16 protein-coding genes are annotated in these 17,198 nt (G+C 41.6%); 1 reads left to right on the plus strand and 15 read right to left on the minus strand.

The features are described 5' to 3' along the window. From csm3 to budA, 11 genes are all read right to left on the minus strand, one after another. Positions 1–663 (minus strand): type III-A CRISPR-associated RAMP protein Csm3, encoded by a 663-nt coding sequence (gene csm3 / locus B7700_RS09355; RefSeq protein WP_084888525.1) that lies wholly within the window; start codon positions 661–663, stop codon positions 1–3. Next, positions 663–1,043 (minus strand): type III-A CRISPR-associated protein Csm2, encoded by a 381-nt coding sequence (csm2, locus tag B7700_RS09360; RefSeq protein WP_084888527.1) that lies wholly within the window; start codon positions 1,041–1,043, stop codon positions 663–665. Before csm2 ends, csm3 begins: the two co-directional genes overlap by 1 nt. Then, positions 1,044–3,281, minus strand: a complete 2,238-nt coding sequence (gene cas10, locus B7700_RS09365) for a type III-A CRISPR-associated protein Cas10/Csm1 (RefSeq protein ID WP_084888529.1) — start codon at positions 3,279–3,281, stop codon at positions 1,044–1,046. Continuing rightward, the gene (gene cas6, locus B7700_RS09370) at positions 3,262–3,993 is read right to left on the minus strand and encodes a CRISPR-associated endoribonuclease Cas6 (protein ID WP_084888531.1); all 732 of its coding nucleotides are present in this window, start codon (positions 3,991–3,993) and stop codon (positions 3,262–3,264) included. Before cas6 ends, cas10 begins: the two co-directional genes overlap by 20 nt. Before the next feature lie 2,283 nt (positions 3,994–6,276). Continuing rightward, on the minus strand, positions 6,277–7,347 hold the full coding sequence (locus B7700_RS09380; RefSeq protein ID WP_084888535.1) for an ABC transporter substrate-binding protein: 1,071 nt from the start codon (positions 7,345–7,347) through the stop codon (positions 6,277–6,279). Further along, positions 7,344–8,117 (minus strand): ABC transporter permease, encoded by a 774-nt coding sequence (locus B7700_RS09385; protein ID WP_000712740.1) that lies wholly within the window; start codon positions 8,115–8,117, stop codon positions 7,344–7,346. The genes B7700_RS09380 and B7700_RS09385 overlap by 4 nt, the downstream gene beginning before the upstream one ends. Continuing rightward, positions 8,114–8,920 carry an ABC transporter permease gene (locus B7700_RS09390; RefSeq protein ID WP_084888537.1) on the minus strand — a complete coding sequence of 269 codons (807 nt, stop codon included), beginning with the start codon at positions 8,918–8,920 and terminating at the stop codon, positions 8,114–8,116. Before B7700_RS09390 ends, B7700_RS09385 begins: the two co-directional genes overlap by 4 nt. After that, a complete protein-coding gene (locus tag B7700_RS09395; RefSeq protein WP_000742900.1) occupies positions 8,901–10,058 on the minus strand; it encodes an ABC transporter ATP-binding protein in 1,158 nt (385 codons plus the stop codon). Before B7700_RS09395 ends, B7700_RS09390 begins: the two co-directional genes overlap by 20 nt. A gap of 159 nt (positions 10,059–10,217) precedes the next feature. Next, complete coding sequence (gene murB, locus B7700_RS09400; RefSeq protein WP_084888539.1) at positions 10,218–11,123, minus strand: UDP-N-acetylmuramate dehydrogenase; 906 nt, start codon at positions 11,121–11,123, stop codon at positions 10,218–10,220. Positions 11,124–11,238: 115 nt separating this feature from the next. Beyond that, the gene (locus B7700_RS09405; protein ID WP_060628582.1) at positions 11,239–11,991 is read right to left on the minus strand and encodes a YhfC family intramembrane metalloprotease; all 753 of its coding nucleotides are present in this window, start codon (positions 11,989–11,991) and stop codon (positions 11,239–11,241) included. A gap of 9 nt (positions 11,992–12,000) precedes the next feature. Further along, positions 12,001–12,732: an acetolactate decarboxylase gene (gene budA, locus B7700_RS09410; protein ID WP_084888541.1), complete on the minus strand. Its 732-nt coding sequence runs from the start codon at positions 12,730–12,732 to the stop codon at positions 12,001–12,003. 141 nt (positions 12,733–12,873) lie between these two features. Between budA and B7700_RS09415 the strand changes: the two genes are divergently transcribed. After that, the gene (locus B7700_RS09415) at positions 12,874–14,145 is read left to right on the plus strand and encodes an aminotransferase-like domain-containing protein (protein WP_084888543.1); all 1,272 of its coding nucleotides are present in this window, start codon (positions 12,874–12,876) and stop codon (positions 14,143–14,145) included. 125 nt (positions 14,146–14,270) lie between these two features. Here B7700_RS09415 and B7700_RS09420 read toward each other — a convergent pair whose 3' ends face one another. The 4 genes from B7700_RS09420 to pstB form a co-directional block, all read right to left on the minus strand. Then, positions 14,271–15,086, minus strand: coding sequence for an ABC transporter substrate-binding protein (locus B7700_RS09420; protein WP_049541117.1), 816 nt, complete (start codon positions 15,084–15,086; stop codon positions 14,271–14,273). A gap of 120 nt (positions 15,087–15,206) precedes the next feature. Beyond that, complete coding sequence (locus B7700_RS09425) at positions 15,207–15,674, minus strand: NUDIX hydrolase (protein ID WP_049542869.1); 468 nt, start codon at positions 15,672–15,674, stop codon at positions 15,207–15,209. 91 nt (positions 15,675–15,765) lie between these two features. Next, positions 15,766–16,419, minus strand: coding sequence for a phosphate signaling complex protein PhoU (phoU, locus tag B7700_RS09430; RefSeq protein WP_000946458.1), 654 nt, complete (start codon positions 16,417–16,419; stop codon positions 15,766–15,768). Positions 16,420–16,430: 11 nt separating this feature from the next. Then, positions 16,431–17,189 (minus strand): phosphate ABC transporter ATP-binding protein PstB, encoded by a 759-nt coding sequence (pstB, locus tag B7700_RS09435; RefSeq protein WP_049542866.1) that lies wholly within the window; start codon positions 17,187–17,189, stop codon positions 16,431–16,433. Between the last annotated feature and the right edge of the window lie 9 nt (positions 17,190–17,198).

Raw genomic sequence — 17,198 nt, forward strand, 5'->3', positions numbered from 1 at the left:
CTAGACCTCCGTAGTTAAAAGTTCATTCAATCTACTAACATCATAGTTTCCGAAAACTGTATTTGCTTTAAGATCCTCAAAAACAACTTTACCATATCCACGAGAGCCTGAACCACCTAAATAATCAAGTTCCAACAGTTTTAATCCATCAAGAATCACTTTGAAGTCTTCTTCTACTTGAGCTTGACTCTTGTCTGTCACCTCATAGATCAACTCAAATCCAAAGACACTGTCTCGGATGGCACGTTCAATTTGTCTCGGTTTAGCTTCAGCAGTGATACGGTCAATGGTATTTTCGAATTTTACTTCAGTATAAATCTTTGCGCCTAAGCTATCAAGTTTATCTTTATTAGATAAAAATGCATCACGAAAAATTAAACGACCTATTTTATCGCGCTTAGATGAGCTATTTCCAAATAGTCGACTTATAATTTCCCCATCTTCTCCTGGTTGCTTTGCTAGTCTAGAATTATATACTTTTGCTAGAAGGGTACGCATTTTCCCTTTGATACTTGAACCCGGGATAATGGGTAAGTTCGTAATTGGATCTTTAATCACAGGTGAGTCCATAGCCCCAATTGCTGCAAAGGCATCACTTGTTCCAATATGAAGTCCTGTCTCTAGACGAATTTGTCCTGTTACTTGAATTTTTGCAAATGTCATTAATCTTTTCCTCCATAAAATTTGAAATAAGCTACTAGTGCTTCCATATAGCGACAAAAACGTTGCAGACTTTCCTTATTATTTACTTCCTTTAGTGCAGCTAGTATTTCAGCTTTTCTTACTAAGTCTTTCACAGAAGGTTCTCTTCCTGCTTGATAAACAAACTGCACTCTCAAATAAGCGATTTTATCAGCCAATTCCTTATACTCTCTAATCTTACTTTCATCAAAAAGATTACTAGTTAAATTTAGTAGATTTCGAATTTGTGTAGTTGTTAAAAGGAATGCATCAGGATTTCTAAAATTCCTAGTATTTCGATTCAATGATTTAATAACCTTTTCTGCCTTATCTACGTAATTATCATCTGTTAAAATTGCCATCTATGAATCCTTTCTAATCTCATAAATATATAGAAGTAAAGCTATCTCTGATTCCTTACGTTCATTGTCGCTACCTGTATACCAAGAAAAGAATAAATCTTTAAACTTTCTAAACTCTTCTTTTTTGTCTTTAGGTGTCTGGTCTTCCAAACGAGTCAAATAATAGGCTAATCGAGCAATATTCATACGATCGTAGTTACGAAGGAGCTCAATTAGTTTATAGATAAAGCTCTTACCACGTTCATCTTGAATATTAAAGTAGTAACGAATACTCTTAAGTTTTCCATTATAAACATTGTTAATGAATTGGTCGAACTTCAAGGTATAATTTTTTTCAAAAAGGGAAATACTATCCTTGTCGTTATCCTTGGCTACTCCTTCTAACTTACCAGTTTCTTCAGCCATGAGGCTAACTGGAGTCTTATCTGGAAAGAGTCCGATCCCTGCTGATAGGGTTAATTTGCCATTTGTCCACTTGATAAAGTTTTGTCGGAGACAAATAGTAAACTCAATAATATCCTGCCAAGAACCAATAGCAAATACATCATCTCCACCGGCATAGATAATTGATAGTTTTTTCTCTTTGGCAAACTGGTTGATATAGACCTTAAAGAAGAGACTCATACTTCTAGAGAAGGTCGCCGAGCGTGCCAGAGTATTATACTTGCCACCATCTTGATAGGAGAACCCAGCCATAAAGGCTGCTCCTAGGTCATCCACATCTAGTCGAACGACTGCCAGACGCTTGATACCTTGACCAGACTCCTGAGATAGTTTAGCATACTCATAAATCTCATCATACTTGTAATCTCCGACAAAGACATGGGTTGCTTTTAGGATATCTGTACTATAGCTATTCTTGACATAAACACGATCCCACTCTTCATTAGCGAGGTCGGCTTTGGAAATACCACTAATATAGGCTCCCGGACCTATCGGGAGGCCTTTTTCTTTTGTGACAATATAGTAGCTTTCTTGTATTTCCTTGGCAAAGCGATACATTCCAGCACAGATATGGCAGACCTCTTGATCTTTATACTTGGTAAGCTTTTCGACTGAGTGGCAAATAGCACATTCTCTCTGGGAACTTTTTCCTCCTTGGTTGAGTTCAAGGAGAGTTTTGGCATCATAACGAGAAATTTTCTTTTGGGAAATCATCCGACTAGTTGTTTGATAGACTTTTCGATAGTCGGCCAGTGTCGTTGTCATATCATTGGCAGAAAACGGACTCCAACCAAATGCTACGTACAGACCTGTCTGGAAATGCTTGACCAAAAACTGATTGAATTCTGCTTCAAAGCTAGCCAAGGTTTCTCTAGTTTTTTCGGTGTTTGGAAGGATAAAGTAGGCGTGCCCGCCACCGACGTAGAGAAGATTAGCCCTCGTAAGCTCTAACTTCTCCAGTAAGCTGTCAGCGATATGTTCCCCCATGAAATCTAGATACAAGGAACGTGCTTTTAGTTGCTTGGCTGCTCCAGCCGTTGCGATATTGTAGATAAAGTCTTGAATCCCTGACAAGTCAAAACTTGCTAATAAAAAGGCCTTCTCGCTATAAAAAGCTTCTAAATCTTGCCCCAATACCTTCTCATAGTCACGGCAATTTTTGTCTGCTAAATATTCCTCTATGGCTAGGGCAAAGCCAGCTGTCAGACGACTGTAGGTTGCTAGAGAAATATCCGATAATTCCTTGTTTCTTGTCGAAACAGGCACATAGGAAAGAGTAGACTCAAGGAGATTCAAAAGGGTATCTATCTCAGATTGGCTAAAGTCCAATCTCTCAAACTCTTTTTCTAAGGTCTCTACTATCAAGTCATAATCTGACTGGTCAGATGGCTCACTCGATTCCTTAGCATAGTTTGGTTCCCCGTCAAGCTCTAATGGTCGCGCGTCAAGATAACGCTGACTAGGGCTATCTGAAAATACATTGAAGATATCCGATTGTTTACTTAGGAAATCTTCTTTCCCTTGATGAGTATCTGCTGCTCCTTTTGGACCTGAAGCAATCTTTGCAACAGCTGACGTGATATAGACCAAATTATCAGGAGCCAAGTCCGTCAGCAAATCACTAGAAGTCGCCTTGGCTATCTGCTGGGCTATGTTTTCATTATCCGAAAAGCGTCTAAACCATTCGGACCCAATGGTACCTAAGTCTTTCTCATCATACCTGGAAGCTTGGATCACCTTGCCGATAGCGTGCAAAAGCGATCCATAAACTAAATCAATCTTTTCTTTCTTCAAGTTCTAAACCTCCCATCCCTAAACTAGTTTTCATACCGAGACCTGAGTACTCCCCAAATTTTAGAAGCATATTGGCATATGCTTTCAAGGTATTTGGACCTGTAATTTTAAAGGTAAATTTCCCCCTGAAACCAGGAATTTTTTTGCCATGGACTTTAAAATAGCTGGACTCCAATCGATAGCTGGTAATCCTACTATACTTGACCAAGTAGTCCAGGGTTTCCTCTTCGATGTCCTGACGATTCTCGACCAGACGTGCATACTTCATCATCAAACTCTGAAAGATGAGGCGCATGGTCGGAAAGAGCACATACTCTCCCTGAGAGCGAAATCCTGTCGGAGTTTGAAAATGAATGGTGTAGAGTGACCGATCTTGGCTTTCATTAAAAAACTCAAAGAGTTGCTCCGAACTGAGATCTTGCATGGACAGAGACTCTACCATGAGAGTCGGTAAATCATGAAGTTCTACTTTCTTGAGCTCCAATAGAACAGGCAAAATCTGCTTAACAGCCTCATCCGTCAGGAGATGAAGAGACCATAAGGTCTTGTCCTTTTGATGGATGATTTTTAGTGAGTAGGGGTTGGTCTCCTGCTCATGTAGCCAAGTCACATAGTCTGGTTCTAGGTTTTCCATGAGAAAACCTTGGAATTTTGTCGATAGGTCGCTCGGTGATCGGTCAATCCGCTTAAATGATAGATTAATGCGTTTCATATGCCTCCTTTATTGATACACTTGCGCTTTTGTTTTCTCATGAGCGCTTTTTTATTTTACTTTTGGAATCCTTTGCCCTTATAAAACTGTCCCCTCTCGAGGTAGATAGGTAGCTATAAATACCTTGCTGAAAAAGACTTGGTTTTTCCTTATGATGTGTTTCCGGCCCCTCGCGAGGTAGACAGGTAGCTATATGTAATCTGGGGAGAGCAAGCAGAGCGCTTTGCGAACTGGGTTTCCGGCCCCTTGCGAGGTAGATAGGTAGCTATACATGTCGAGCCAGACGGCTTGATCACAACTAAATAGTTTCCGGCCCCTCGCGAGGTAGATAGGTAGCTATACGTGCAAAACCTGTAAAAAAATTACCGCCAGTATAAGTTTCCGTCCCCTCTCGAGGTAGATAGGTATCTATACTCTCAATGCTTTAACTACGAGTTTCCAAGAGATGCAGTTTCCGGCCCCTTTCAGGGTAGATAGGTTCTTATACCTATCCGGCATCGTCTCCAGATTAGAGAGCAATCCCGTTTCCGGCCCCTATCGAGGTAGATAGGTAGCTATACAATGAACGAAATTTTTAACTTTCACGGACATGAAGTGTTTCCGGCCCCTCGCGAGGTAGATAGGTCCTTATACAGGGAAAGCTAACGTTTAAGTTTTTACGAACACATAAGTTTCCGGCCCCTATCGAGGTAGATAGGTAGCTATACAAAAATCTAGCAACGCACCCAAAAACACCATTGTTTTCGGCCCCTTTCAGGGTAGATAGGTATCTATACTGTCGAAATCACTTTCAGCTTTTTGTATATTTTAATTTGTTTCCGTCCCCTCTCGAGGTAGATAGGTAGCTATACGAATGGCTCCAAAAATATAGCTTTGTTTATCGGAGTTTCCGTCCCCTCTCGAGGTAGATAGGTATCTATACAAAGGTGAAACATTTGAAGAAGCAATAGCCTACCCGTTTCCGGCCCCTCCCGAGGTAGATAGGTAGCTATACTGATGTGAAAGTTGCTACAAATACCGTTCAACCAACAGTTTCCGGCCCCTTTCGAGGTAGTGAGGTAGCTATACATTCGCATGAAAGAGGCTGAAGCTCGTGAAAAACAGTTTCCGGCCCCTCGCGAAGTAAGAAGATTTCTATACTTTTCAACACCACGGTATTAAAGGAATGCGGTGGGGATCTCCGGCCCCTCTCGAGGTAGATAGGTATCTATACAGTGCAGATGGAATACTAACAGCCCCAAGAATTCCGTTTCCGGCCCCCCGCGAGGTAGATAGGTATCTATACTCCTAGATACACACATGCAGATAGTAGAGACTCGCTCATTTCCGGCCCCTAGCGAGGTAGATAGGGAGCTATACGACTGGATCACGATGAACAAAGAAATCTCAGACCGGTTTCCGGCCCCTCCCGAGGTAGATAGGGAGCTATACCAAATTAAGAAGGAGTTAGAAAGTGAAAATTAGAATTGTTTCCGGCCCCTCGCGAGGTAGATAGGTATCTATACTTCAACTTTTTGTATCTCTCAATTTTAACAGTGTTTTGTTGGTTTCCGGCCCCTCTTGAGGTGGATAGGTTCTTATACCTTAGGTTTAGAAAAGAATATTGATGTCTCAATTTATGCGTTTCCGGCCCCTACCGAGGAAGATAGGTTCTTATACAAGAGGAAATATATAATGAACATTGTAAAATTTAAGACGTTTCCGGCCCCTCGCGAGGTAGATAGGTAAATATACAGCTCACGTTAGAGACACAATTGATTTCTGCGAAAGAGTTTCCGGCCCCTCTCGAGGTAGATAGGTATCTATATAAGCGAGTCTTCCTGAAAAATATGTAGCGCCTAAGTTTCCGGCCCCTCTCGAGGTAGATAGGTATCTATACGTAAGTCGTGAAGCTCGTCAACTCGATACATACTGTTTCCGTCCCCTCTCGAGGTGGATAGGTTCTTATACTGGTGGTATCTCGGTATGGTAGTAGTATAATGGCATAGGTTTCCGGCCCCTCTCGAGGTGGATAGGTTCTTATACCCCATATCTTGTATGTAAACCTATAACAAGCACTAGATATAACCTATTGGAAACTACTATTAGTATATCATATTTTGAAAGAGTTTTCATTTCTGAATACCAAATTAATCACATACTTTTTTTATTCCTCCTAAATGTATAAAGGATACTATTTTATCACTAAAATTGCTTTTGGCAAGCCCAAATATTAATTTTTTAAGAACGAAAAAACGAAAAAAACGAACCAGCTTGACTGATTCGTTTCATAACTGCTAACTTCTACTTCCGATACATTTTAAACTGTAGGAAGAGGTCGCTATATTTGCCTGTCCATTTATGGTCAAATTTCTCATAAACTTCTAGGTGTTTCATGGTTTCAGCATCTGGATAGAAGGCCTTGTCTTCTTTTTTCTCCTCTGGGAGCAGTTCCTTAGCTGGTAGGTTTGGTGTTGAATAGCCGACATACTCCGCATTTTTAAGAGCATTTTCGGGTTTCAACATAAAGTTGATAAAGGCATAGGCTGCGTCTTGATTTTTGACTGTTTTGGGAATGACCATATTGTCAAACCAAAGGTTGCTGGCCTCAGTTGGTACCACATAGCGTAGGTTTTCATTTTTTTCTAGCATTTGGCTGGCTTCACCAGAGAAGGTCACGCCGATAGCAGCATTATTCTGAATCATGTAACCCTTCATCTCGTCCGCCACAATAGCCTTGATATTTGGAGTCAACTTGTAGAGCTTATCCACTGTCTCTTCCAATTGCTGAGTATCCTTGGAGTTGAGGCTGTAGCCGAGGGAGTTGAGTCCTAGTCCCAGCACCTCACGCGCCCCATCAAAGAGCATGATAGAGTTTTTATACTCTGGCTTCCAAAGATCATCCCAATGCTCAGGCGCCTCATCTACCATGGTTTCATTGTAGACAATTCCCAAGGTTCCCCAGAAGTAAGGAATGGAGAATTTATTGCCTGGGTCAAAGGACTGGTTGAGGAACTCTGGTCCGATATTTTCAAGACCTTCAAGTTTTGAATAGTCAAGCGGTACCAAGAGGTCTTCGTCCTTCATCTTGTTGATCATGTATTCACTTGGGATGGCAATATCGTAGGTTGTTCCACCCTGCTTAATCTTTGTATACATGGCTTCGTTGGAGTCAAAGGTCTCGTACTGGACTTGGATTCCTGTTTCTTCTGTGAATTGCTCCAAGAGTTCTGGATCGATATAGTCACCCCAGTTGTAAATGACCAGTTTTTGACTATCTCGACTATTGATTTTTCTGTCTAGATGCGTCGCAATCCCCCACAAGACGAGAATAATGGCTACAATTCCTGCTAAAAATGAATAGAGTTTTTTCATGCTTGCTCCTCCTTCTCACGTGAGATAAAGTAATATCCAACCACTAGGATAATACTAAAGAGAAAGACAAGGGCAGACAGAGCATTGATTTCTAGCGAAATCCCCTTACGAGCACGAGAGTAAATCTCGACTGACAGGGTTGAAAAGCCATTTCCCGTTACAAAGAAGGTCACGGCAAAGTCATCTAGCGAATAGGTGAAGGCCATGAAATAACCTGCAATGATAGACGGAGTCAGGTAAGGAAGCATGATTTCCTTGAACATCTGAAATTGACTGGCTCCCAAATCATAGGCCGCATGAATCATATCGCCGTTCATTTCCTTAAGACGTGGCAAGACCATCAAGACCACGATAGGAATCGAGAAGGCCACGTGACTAGATAGAACGGTCAAAAAGCCAAGTGAAAACTTAAGTTGAGTAAAAAGAATCAAGAAGCTGGCACCAATCATAACATCAGGCGCAACCATGAGGATATTATTGAGTGAAAGAAAGGCTTCTTGGTATTTCTTACGAGACTGGTAGATATAAATAGCTCCAAAAGTCCCGATAATGGTCGCTATCAAGGCTGATAGAAAGGCCAAGAAAAAGGTCTGAGTCACAATTAACATAAGGCGACCATCGCCAAACATGGTTTTAAAATGGCTCAAGCTAAAGCCTGTAAAGCTATTCATGTCATTGCCTGCGTTAAAGGCATAACCAATCAGGTAAAAGATAGGCAGGTAGAGGACAAGAAAGACCAGTCCCAGATAAAGGTTGGCAAATTTTTTCATCGTTCTCTCCTTTCCTTGGTCACCCACATGGTGATGAACATGGTCAAGATGAGAATTACACCGATGGTTGAACCCATACCGTAGTTGTCATTGGTTAGAAAATTCTGCTCAATGGCTGTACCTAGTGTGATAACGCGGTTCCCACCAATCAAACGGGTCAGCATGAAGAGACTCAAGCTGGGGATAAAGACCGATTGGACCCCACTTCTCACCCCATTCATCGATAGAGGGAAGATGACATGACGGAAGGTCTCCCACTTGGTAGCACCGAGGTCATAGCTAGCATTGATGAGATTGTTATCCATATCGTCCAAGACATTGAAAATCGGCAATATCATAAAGGGAAGCTCGATGTAGCTTGCGACAAAGATAAAGGAGAAATCGGTAAAGAGCAACTGTTGTGAACCAATTCCGATGAATTCCAAGAATTGGTTAATAGAGCCATTTTGACCAAAAATCCCGATAAAGGCATAGGCTTTAAGAAGAAGGTTGACCCAAGTAGGCAGAATAATCAGCATGAGCCAGAGTTGACGGTGCTTGAGACGAGTCAAAAAGAGGGCTGTTGGATAGCTGATAAGCAAGGTCACAAAGGTCACAATCCCTGCATAGAGTACAGAGTTGAAGCTCATTTTAAGGTAGGTCAAGTTTTGTGACGCAAAGTAAGACTTATAATTTTCTAAACTGAACTGGCCTTCGATATTGAAAAAGGATTGACCAAAAATCAAGACCAAGGGTGCCAGGACAAAGAGTGTAATCCAAAGCATGTAGGGCACTACAAAGAGTTTAGAGCTTGTTTTCTTCATCTCTTTCCTCCTCGATTGCATTGATCAAACCTGCTTCTTGCTCTTCGATTTCCACGTACTCCTCAATACGAGCATCGAACTCTTCTTCTGTTTCATTGAGACGCATGATGTGGATGTCTTCTGGTTCAAAGTCCAGACCGATTTCCTCACCCACAATGGCCTTACGGGTTGAGTGGATCATCCATTCATTTCCAAGCTCGTCATAGGCGATAATCTCATAGTGCACCCCACGGAAGAGCTGGGTATCGACCTTAACTTGGAGCTTGCCTTCTTCAGGAAGGGTAATACGCAAGTCCTCTGGACGAATCACGACTTCGACTGGTTCATTTGGCTTCATCCCACCATCGACCGCTTCAAAGCGTTTGCCATTAAACTCAACCAAGTAGTCCTCAATCATGGTTCCTGGCAAGATATTTGACTCACCGATAAAGGTGGCAACAAAATGGTTAATCGGCTCATCGTAGATATCTACTGGTGTTCCAGACTGGACAATCTCGCCATCATTCATAACGAAAATCCAGTCACTCATGGCCAGCGCTTCTTCCTGATCGTGAGTGACAAAGACAAAGGTAATGCCCAATCGTTGTTGTAGTTCACGCAGTTCGTACTGCATGTCTGTTCTTAATTTCAAGTCCAACGCTGACAAAGGCTCGTCCAACAAAACCACACGGGGTTGGTTGATGATGGCGCGGGCAATAGCCACACGCTGACGTTGTCCTCCTGAGAGTTTACGAATGGAACGTTTTTCGTAACCTTCCAACTGAACCATCTTGAGAACTTCAGCAACACGTTGCTCGATTTCTTTCTTGTCGATCTTACGCAAGCGAAGTGGAAAGGCAACATTTTCAAACACATTCATATGTGGAAACAAGGCATAGGATTGGAAGACCGTATGGACGTCTCGCTTGTTGGTTGGGATGTCATTGATACGGACACCGTCCAGCAAAATATCTCCTGTCGTCGCATCCAGTAAACCTGCAATGATGTTAAGGATAGTTGATTTCCCTGAACCAGATGCGCCTAAAAGGGTATAGAATTTCCCTTCTTCCAACTCAAAGTTGATATCTTTGAGAACCTTGGTGTTGCTGTCTTCAAAAACTTTAGAGACGTTTTTGAATTCAATAATTGGTTTTTTCAATTGTCATTTATTCCTTCTTTTTCATAGATTAACAGATCAGGGCTCTGTCAGGCCGCTACTACCTCGTGTAGGAGATTAAACTGCCTACATTCTTCTGCACTGACGATAGGCTTTCACCCCCTTTCCATGACATAGCAGCAGCTTTTCAAATACAGCTTCCTACTTGCTTTCACCCAAGATACGAACTTCTCTCTCAAGAGTAACGCCAGAGTGTTCCTTGACTTTTTCGATAACAGACTCAATCAAGTCCTCGTAATCTTTAGCCGTTCCATCAGCAACATTAATCATAAAACCTGCGTGCTTTTCTGAGACTTCTACTCCACCAATACGATAGCCTTTCAAGCCAGCTTCTGAAATTAATTGACCTGCAAAATGACCTACTGGACGCTTAAAGACCGAACCACAAGATGGATATTCTAAAGGTTGCTTGAGTTCACGTAGATGCGTCAAACGATCCATTTCTTGCTTGATAACCTGATGGCTTCCTGGAGCAAGGGCAAATTTAGCTGACAAGACAATTGCACCAGACTCTTGAATGGCTGAATGGCGGTAACCAAAAGCCAAATCTTTTGCAGACAGGGTCTTGATTTCTCCATCCTTGGTCAAGACCTTACAAGACTGCAAGATGTGGGCAATCTCACCACCATAGGCACCTGCATTCATAAAGACAGCACCACCGACACTTCCAGGAATGCCACAAGCAAACTCAAAGCCAGTCAAACTATGACGAAGGGCAATACGAGTTGTTTCAATCAAGTTAGCACCAGCTTCAGCTTCGATAGTATAGCCATCAACGGAAACATTATTGAGCTTGTCACACAAAATGACAAATCCACGAATCCCACCATCACGAACGATGATGTTGCTAGCATTTCCAAGAACCATCCAAGGGATATTTTCTTGATTGGCAAATTTGACAACGCGAGCCAACTCAAAACGATTTCGTGGAAAGACCAAATAATCGGCCTCTCCACCTACTTTTGTATAACTATAGCTATGCAAGGGTTCCTTGAAACGGATATCAATCCCTTCTAAGATTTCAAGCATTTTTTCTTTTACTGACATGACACTCTTCCTTTTACAAAATTCATTCCATTATACCATTTTTAAGACCATTTGACGACCCTAAAAAAAATCTCGTTTGGTTTTTGCATAAGAAAAAGAGGTTCCCCCCTTTTTCTTATGATTTTTTGCAAAAGATTGCCTTAGTTCCATAGGCAACCAGAACAAGTTCAAGTGCTAGGACAATTTCAACCAAGACTGGATTGGTCAACCAGCCAACTTGGGCAAGAGATGGTGTCAGGTCAAAGAAGGCATGTAGTCCATAGGCCGCTAGGAGATAAATCCATTTTTTCTGGCGAACAGCTTGGTAAACCCAAACAGTCAAGAGTAATTGGAAACCTAGCGCCAAGATTCTCTCAAAACCAAGCAAATAAATCTGCCAGACTGATAGCGACTGAATAGTTTTCAACATATTTTCAGACAGCAATTGCATGACCTGTGGATTCTGAGTTTGAACTGCTGAGAGAACGATGTAGAGATTAATCAAACTAGTAAGACCTAGGAAAATCAACTCCAAGCCACCATGCCCCAATCCATAAGCCAAGGCATCTGCCTTTTCCAAACTTCTCTTTTTCTCCAACCATTTGAAGAAAATAAGACGAGCAGTTTCCTCAAAAAATGCTGCCATGGCTAAACCATAGATGATATAGACAAGCGGATGGTCTTGCAAGAGGGCAATACTACCGTCTTTTTGAGGATGTAAAACGAAGATATGCACCAGTTTTTCCAAAATCTGTGAAGAGACAAAGAAGGCTACAGCCCCCAAGCCCAAAACAGCTAAATTAATCTGGTACTTCTTTTTGGCATACCAAATGCTCCCTATTAGAAAAGTCAGCAAAAACACAATGGTAATAATGATATGAATGTTCATTTTCTTCTCCTATTCTGCCTTTTCAATATCTTTTTTCATCTCATCAACATTGAACTTGGCAAACAAGTATTGGCGGTCTTGAACTGGGAAACGTTGGTCTAATTGGTCAACTGCCCCCACTTCGATGATTCCTTCTTTTATGACAAAATCCATGACATGCCCACCGAAGGTCAAGTCATCTGAGATGAAGTGCAGATGGTAGCCTGCCACACTAACTCCATGAAAAATCTCTGGCGTCCAGAAACCAACGATGGTTCCTGCGACATTGTCACGACGATATTCAGGTTGATGGGTTGCAACATCAGCAAACTTGGTCTCTGGTGTTGACTTGGGAATCATGCGCACATGCATATGCGAAAATTCCCCACGAATCTTGATAGAGCGGAAAAGATTTTCCCCATCATAATAAGACTCGATTCGCTCTTCCAATTCCTTGTCTGTCATCTCAAAGCGCTGGCGGAAAATGACCTCTGCCTGATGCGGTACTACTGCTGCGTAAGGAATAAGGGCATCTGGTGACACTTCTACAATTTCCGGTTGCTCTCCTGAGCCTTTGGCTTGATAAGCCTTGCCATCCAAGACAATCAATTCCCCATCAATAGAATCCAAGGTTCCCAAACCAAGGTCACCATGCTCTAGTAATTCTCCTACTGTCATAGTCCCACCATAAAGGCCAGCCATCAAGGCTCCAAGGGTATTGTATTGAAATAATTTCACTGGTTCCTGCACGTTCTTATCCATTCACTTTCTTGTCTGTTATTCTATAAATCTTACTCCTAAGTATACCACATTTGCCCCTAGATGTGAACGAGAGAAATACCCTAGACATTGCCAAGAAGGAAAAAAAAGGGTACAATGTAACAAAATCAAGGGAGGTCTGGAATGAAGAAACAAAGCAAGTACCAAGAGGTCGTTTCCTATCTAAAAAATGGTATCGAGTCTGGACGTTTTCCGACGGGAAGCCGACTGCCTTCTATCCGTCAACTGAGCCTTGACTTCCACTGTAGCAAGGACACCATTCAACGCGCCCTGCTGGAATTACGGCACGAGCAATACCTCTATGCCAAGCCCCAGAGTGGCTACTATGTCCTAGAACAAGGGCAACACCAGGATTTAGAAATCGAAGTCACTGACGAACATGCCAGTGCCTATGACGATTTCCGACTCTGTGTCAATGAAACCTTGATTGGCCGAGAAAACTACCTTTTCAACTACTATGACAACCAAGAAGGTTTAGAAGACCTAAGACAGTCCATTCACCAACTCCTCTTTGACCAAGCCCTCTACTGCAAGGCTGACCAACTGGTGCTGACTTCTGGGACCCAACAAGCCCTTTTTATCCTCTCTCAAATTTCCTTTCCTAGCCAAGCCAAGGAAATCTTGGTGGAACAGCCGACCTACCATCGGATGAACCGTCTCTTGATTGCTCAGGGATTGGACTATCAAACGATTGAACGAGGTATTGATGGGATTGACTTGGAGGAGCTGGAAGGCCATTTCAAGACAGGAAAGATTAAGTTTTTCTATACTATTCCTCGTTTTCACTATCCTCTAGGCCATTCTTACTCTGAGCAGGACAAACGAACTATTCTTGACTTAGCTGCCAAGTATGGTGTCTATATCGTAGAGGACGACTATCTGGGAGATTTGGACTCCAAGAAGGGCCAGACCTTCCACTATCTGGATACAGAGGAGCGCGTCATTTATATCAAATCCTTCTCAACCAGCCTCTTTCCAGCCCTGCGGATTACGGCACTCATTCTTCCAAATGCTATCAAGGAAGCCTTTGTGGCCTACAAAAATATCCTAGACTACGACAGTAACCTCATCATGCAAAAGGCCCTGTCACTCTATATCGATAGTCAACTGTTTGAAAAAAACCGTTTAGCTCGCTTGTCCAATCAGGAAGCTTACCAAAAACAAATCGAGGAAAGGTTAGCTAAATATCCTTGTCCCCTTCCTCATTTCCCGCTTCACGATGGTTTATTACTAGACCTGAGACAGTATCCTAAAATTGCTAGTCTCAAACACAGCCAACTGGGCTTGGATTTCTTTGAAGAGGCTTACTTGGGTGCCTGTCCTTATCAATTTGCCAAGGTGTCCTTAGACAATCTGGAAAAGGTTTTAAACTATTTAAAAGCAGAATTGGAATGACTTCCAACTCTGCTTTTTCTTATACTCTTCGAAAATCAAATTCAAACCACGTCAGCGTCGCCTTACCGTACTCAAGTACAGCTTGCGGCTAGCTTCCTAGTTTGCTCTTTGATTTTCATTGAGTATTATTCTTCAACTTCTGTTAAGGTTGCCGCTTTTTCAAGATATTTTTGGTAGGTACCGTCATCCTTGAGTTTTTGGATGACCTTGTCCACCACTTCTTTTAAATCAGCACTATTTTTTCTAAGGGCAACTGCATTAGCTTCGCCGTCCTTCATCTTCAAGCTGACAGTTGCGACAGCTAAGTCGGCGTTTTTAGCAGCATAGCTAAGGGCAACAGGCTCATCCATGTGAACAGCATCTACTTTTCCAGCCTGCAATTCATTGACAGCTTCACCCATATTGGTTAGGGAAGTTAATTGCGCTTTTGGCAATTGTTCCTTGACCATTGATTCTGGAACAGTTCCTTTTTGGGCTGCAATATTAGCACTTTCTAGGCTAGTCAAATCCTTGTATTTTTCTACATCAGACTTACGAACCAAGAAACTAATCTTGTTTTCATAGTAAGGGATTGAAAAATCAAAGACTTCTTTTCTCTCGTCAGTAGCGCTAATTCCCGCAACCGCTAGATCAGCCTTACCAGTTTGAAGACTGGTCAAGACATTATCAAAACTCATGCTTGAAATTTCCAACTTCACCCCAAGTTCATCAGCGATAGCTTGGGCCATATCAATATCCGCACCGACTACCTGATTTTTCCCGTCAACTAAGGATTGGAATTCAAAAGGTGCATAGTCAGGACTGGTCGCCACAACTAATTTCCCCTTTTGCTTAATGGCTTCAACAGCTGACTGAGAACCATTAGAACCTGACTGGCAAGCTACTAAGAAGAAACTTGCAAGAAAACTACATAAAACAAATATCCATTTTTTTGATTTCATAAATAAACAACCTTTCTGTTAATTTTGTATAATTATAACGCTATCCAAGTTGCTTGTCAAGTATTTTTCTTACATTTTCATAAAATATATTTACTAAAAAATAGAAATACAGTGGTTAGTTTATCTATCTATTGGGAACTTATTTTCAAAAAAATCATTTATCATATCTTGATGCTGCTGGTTTACAATTGCAATATTTTGTATGTCACTATGATCAAAAAATCCTAATTCTAAAGTTTCATCACTTGTAAAAAAATTTATAGAGATAGAAGTTTCAGATGAAACTAAATACAAGATTGTAAGAACTTGAGCCTCATCACCATTCGGATAACTGTCTGAATATTTTGTATAAACATTTAAGAGTTTTTCCACCCTCACTTCGACTCCTGTTTCTTCATAAAACTCTCGCACTAAAGCTTCTAAAGCCGATTCTCCTAATTCAAGAGCACCACCTGGTAATCCCCACGTTCCTTTATCTGCTCGTTTTTGTAATAAAATTTTTCCTGATTGACTTAATATTCCACAGGTAAAATTTAAAATAATTTTATCTTTTCCAACTTTTTTTCTGATATTCTGTATGTAGTTCATTATTCACCTCTGACAAAGTAAACCATCTATACAATGAAAGCTTACTGTATTAAAAAGTAAGCTTTCACAATAATTTTATCATTTGAATACTTTATAGTTCGACAATCTTACCTGTTTCAAAGTAAACAACCCATTCACAGATATTTTTGGCATAGTCTCCAATACGTTCCAAGAAAGCAATCACTTGGAAATAATCACGACCTGTAACGATGGCATCTGGATTTTTCTTGATTTCTTCTGTAGCTAAATCACGAATGCTATCAAAATAATGGTTGATTTTTTCGTCCATGGCTGCTACTTCATAGGCCTGGTCAACTGAACCATTGAGATAGAGTTCAAGGGCTGCTTCAACGAAGTTCTTGACATCGCGACCCATTCTCTTGATTTCTTCTTCAACAGCTGGGATGCGTTGCTCCCCTTTCATACGAATTGCCGCTTTGGCAATGGAAACGGCATGGTCACCCATACGTTCCAAGTCAGATACAGCCTTTAAGACTGTCAAAACAGTACGCAAATCTTGAGAAACCGGTTGTTGTAGGGCAATCATTTCAAATGATTTCTTTTCCAATTTCACTTCGTATTCGTTTACTTCTGCATCGTCTTCGATGACTTCCTTGGCCAAATCACGGTCATGCGTAACAAAGGCACGCACTGTCCGATTGATTTGGGATAGCACTTCTTGTCCCATAGCATAGAACTGGTTGTGCAATTTCTCTAAATCTTCCTCAAATTGAGAGCGTAACATCATTTATCTCCTTATCCAAATTTTCCTGAAATATAATCTTCTGTTTCCTTGTGTTGTGGGTTGAGGAACATCTTCTTGGTATCGTTAAACTCGATCAGATCTCCATCTAGGAAAAATCCTGTCTTGTCAGAAATACGAGAAGCTTGTTGCATGGAACGCGTAACCAAGAGCATGGTATATCTATCTTTTAGACCATACAAGGTTTCCTCAATCTTACCAGCCGAGATAGGGTCCAAGGCTGAAGTCGGTTCATCCAAGAGAATGATTTTAGGACTGGTTGCCAAGACACGGGCAACACAGACACGTTGCTGTTGTCCACCTGAAAGCCCGATAGCTGAATCATGCAGGCGATCCTTGACCTCATCCCAGATAGAAGCTCGTTGCAAGGCTTTTTCTACCGCTTCATCCAGAACCTGCTTGTCCTTAACTCCATTGATACGAAGCCCGTAAACAACATTTTCGTAGATAGACATAGGGAAGGGGTTTGGTTGTTGGAAAACCATACCGATTTCCTTACGCAATTCAACTGTATCTGTACGTGGGCTGTAAATATTGTGACCGTTGTAAACCACCGAACCAGTTGTGGTCACCTCTGGATTGAGATCCCCCATGCGGTTGATAGCCTTGAGGAGGGTTGACTTCCCTGATCCAGATGGACCGATCAAGGCTGTAATTTCCTTAGGTTGGAAAGATAGGGAAACACTATTCAAGGCCTTTTTTTGATTGTAGTAAACGGACAGGTCTGATACCTGTAAAATCGCTTCTGTCATACTGTTTCC

This window comes from Streptococcus mitis, assembly GCF_002096755.1.
In the GTDB taxonomy this organism is placed as follows: Bacteria; Bacillota; Bacilli; order Lactobacillales; family Streptococcaceae; genus Streptococcus; species Streptococcus mitis_AC.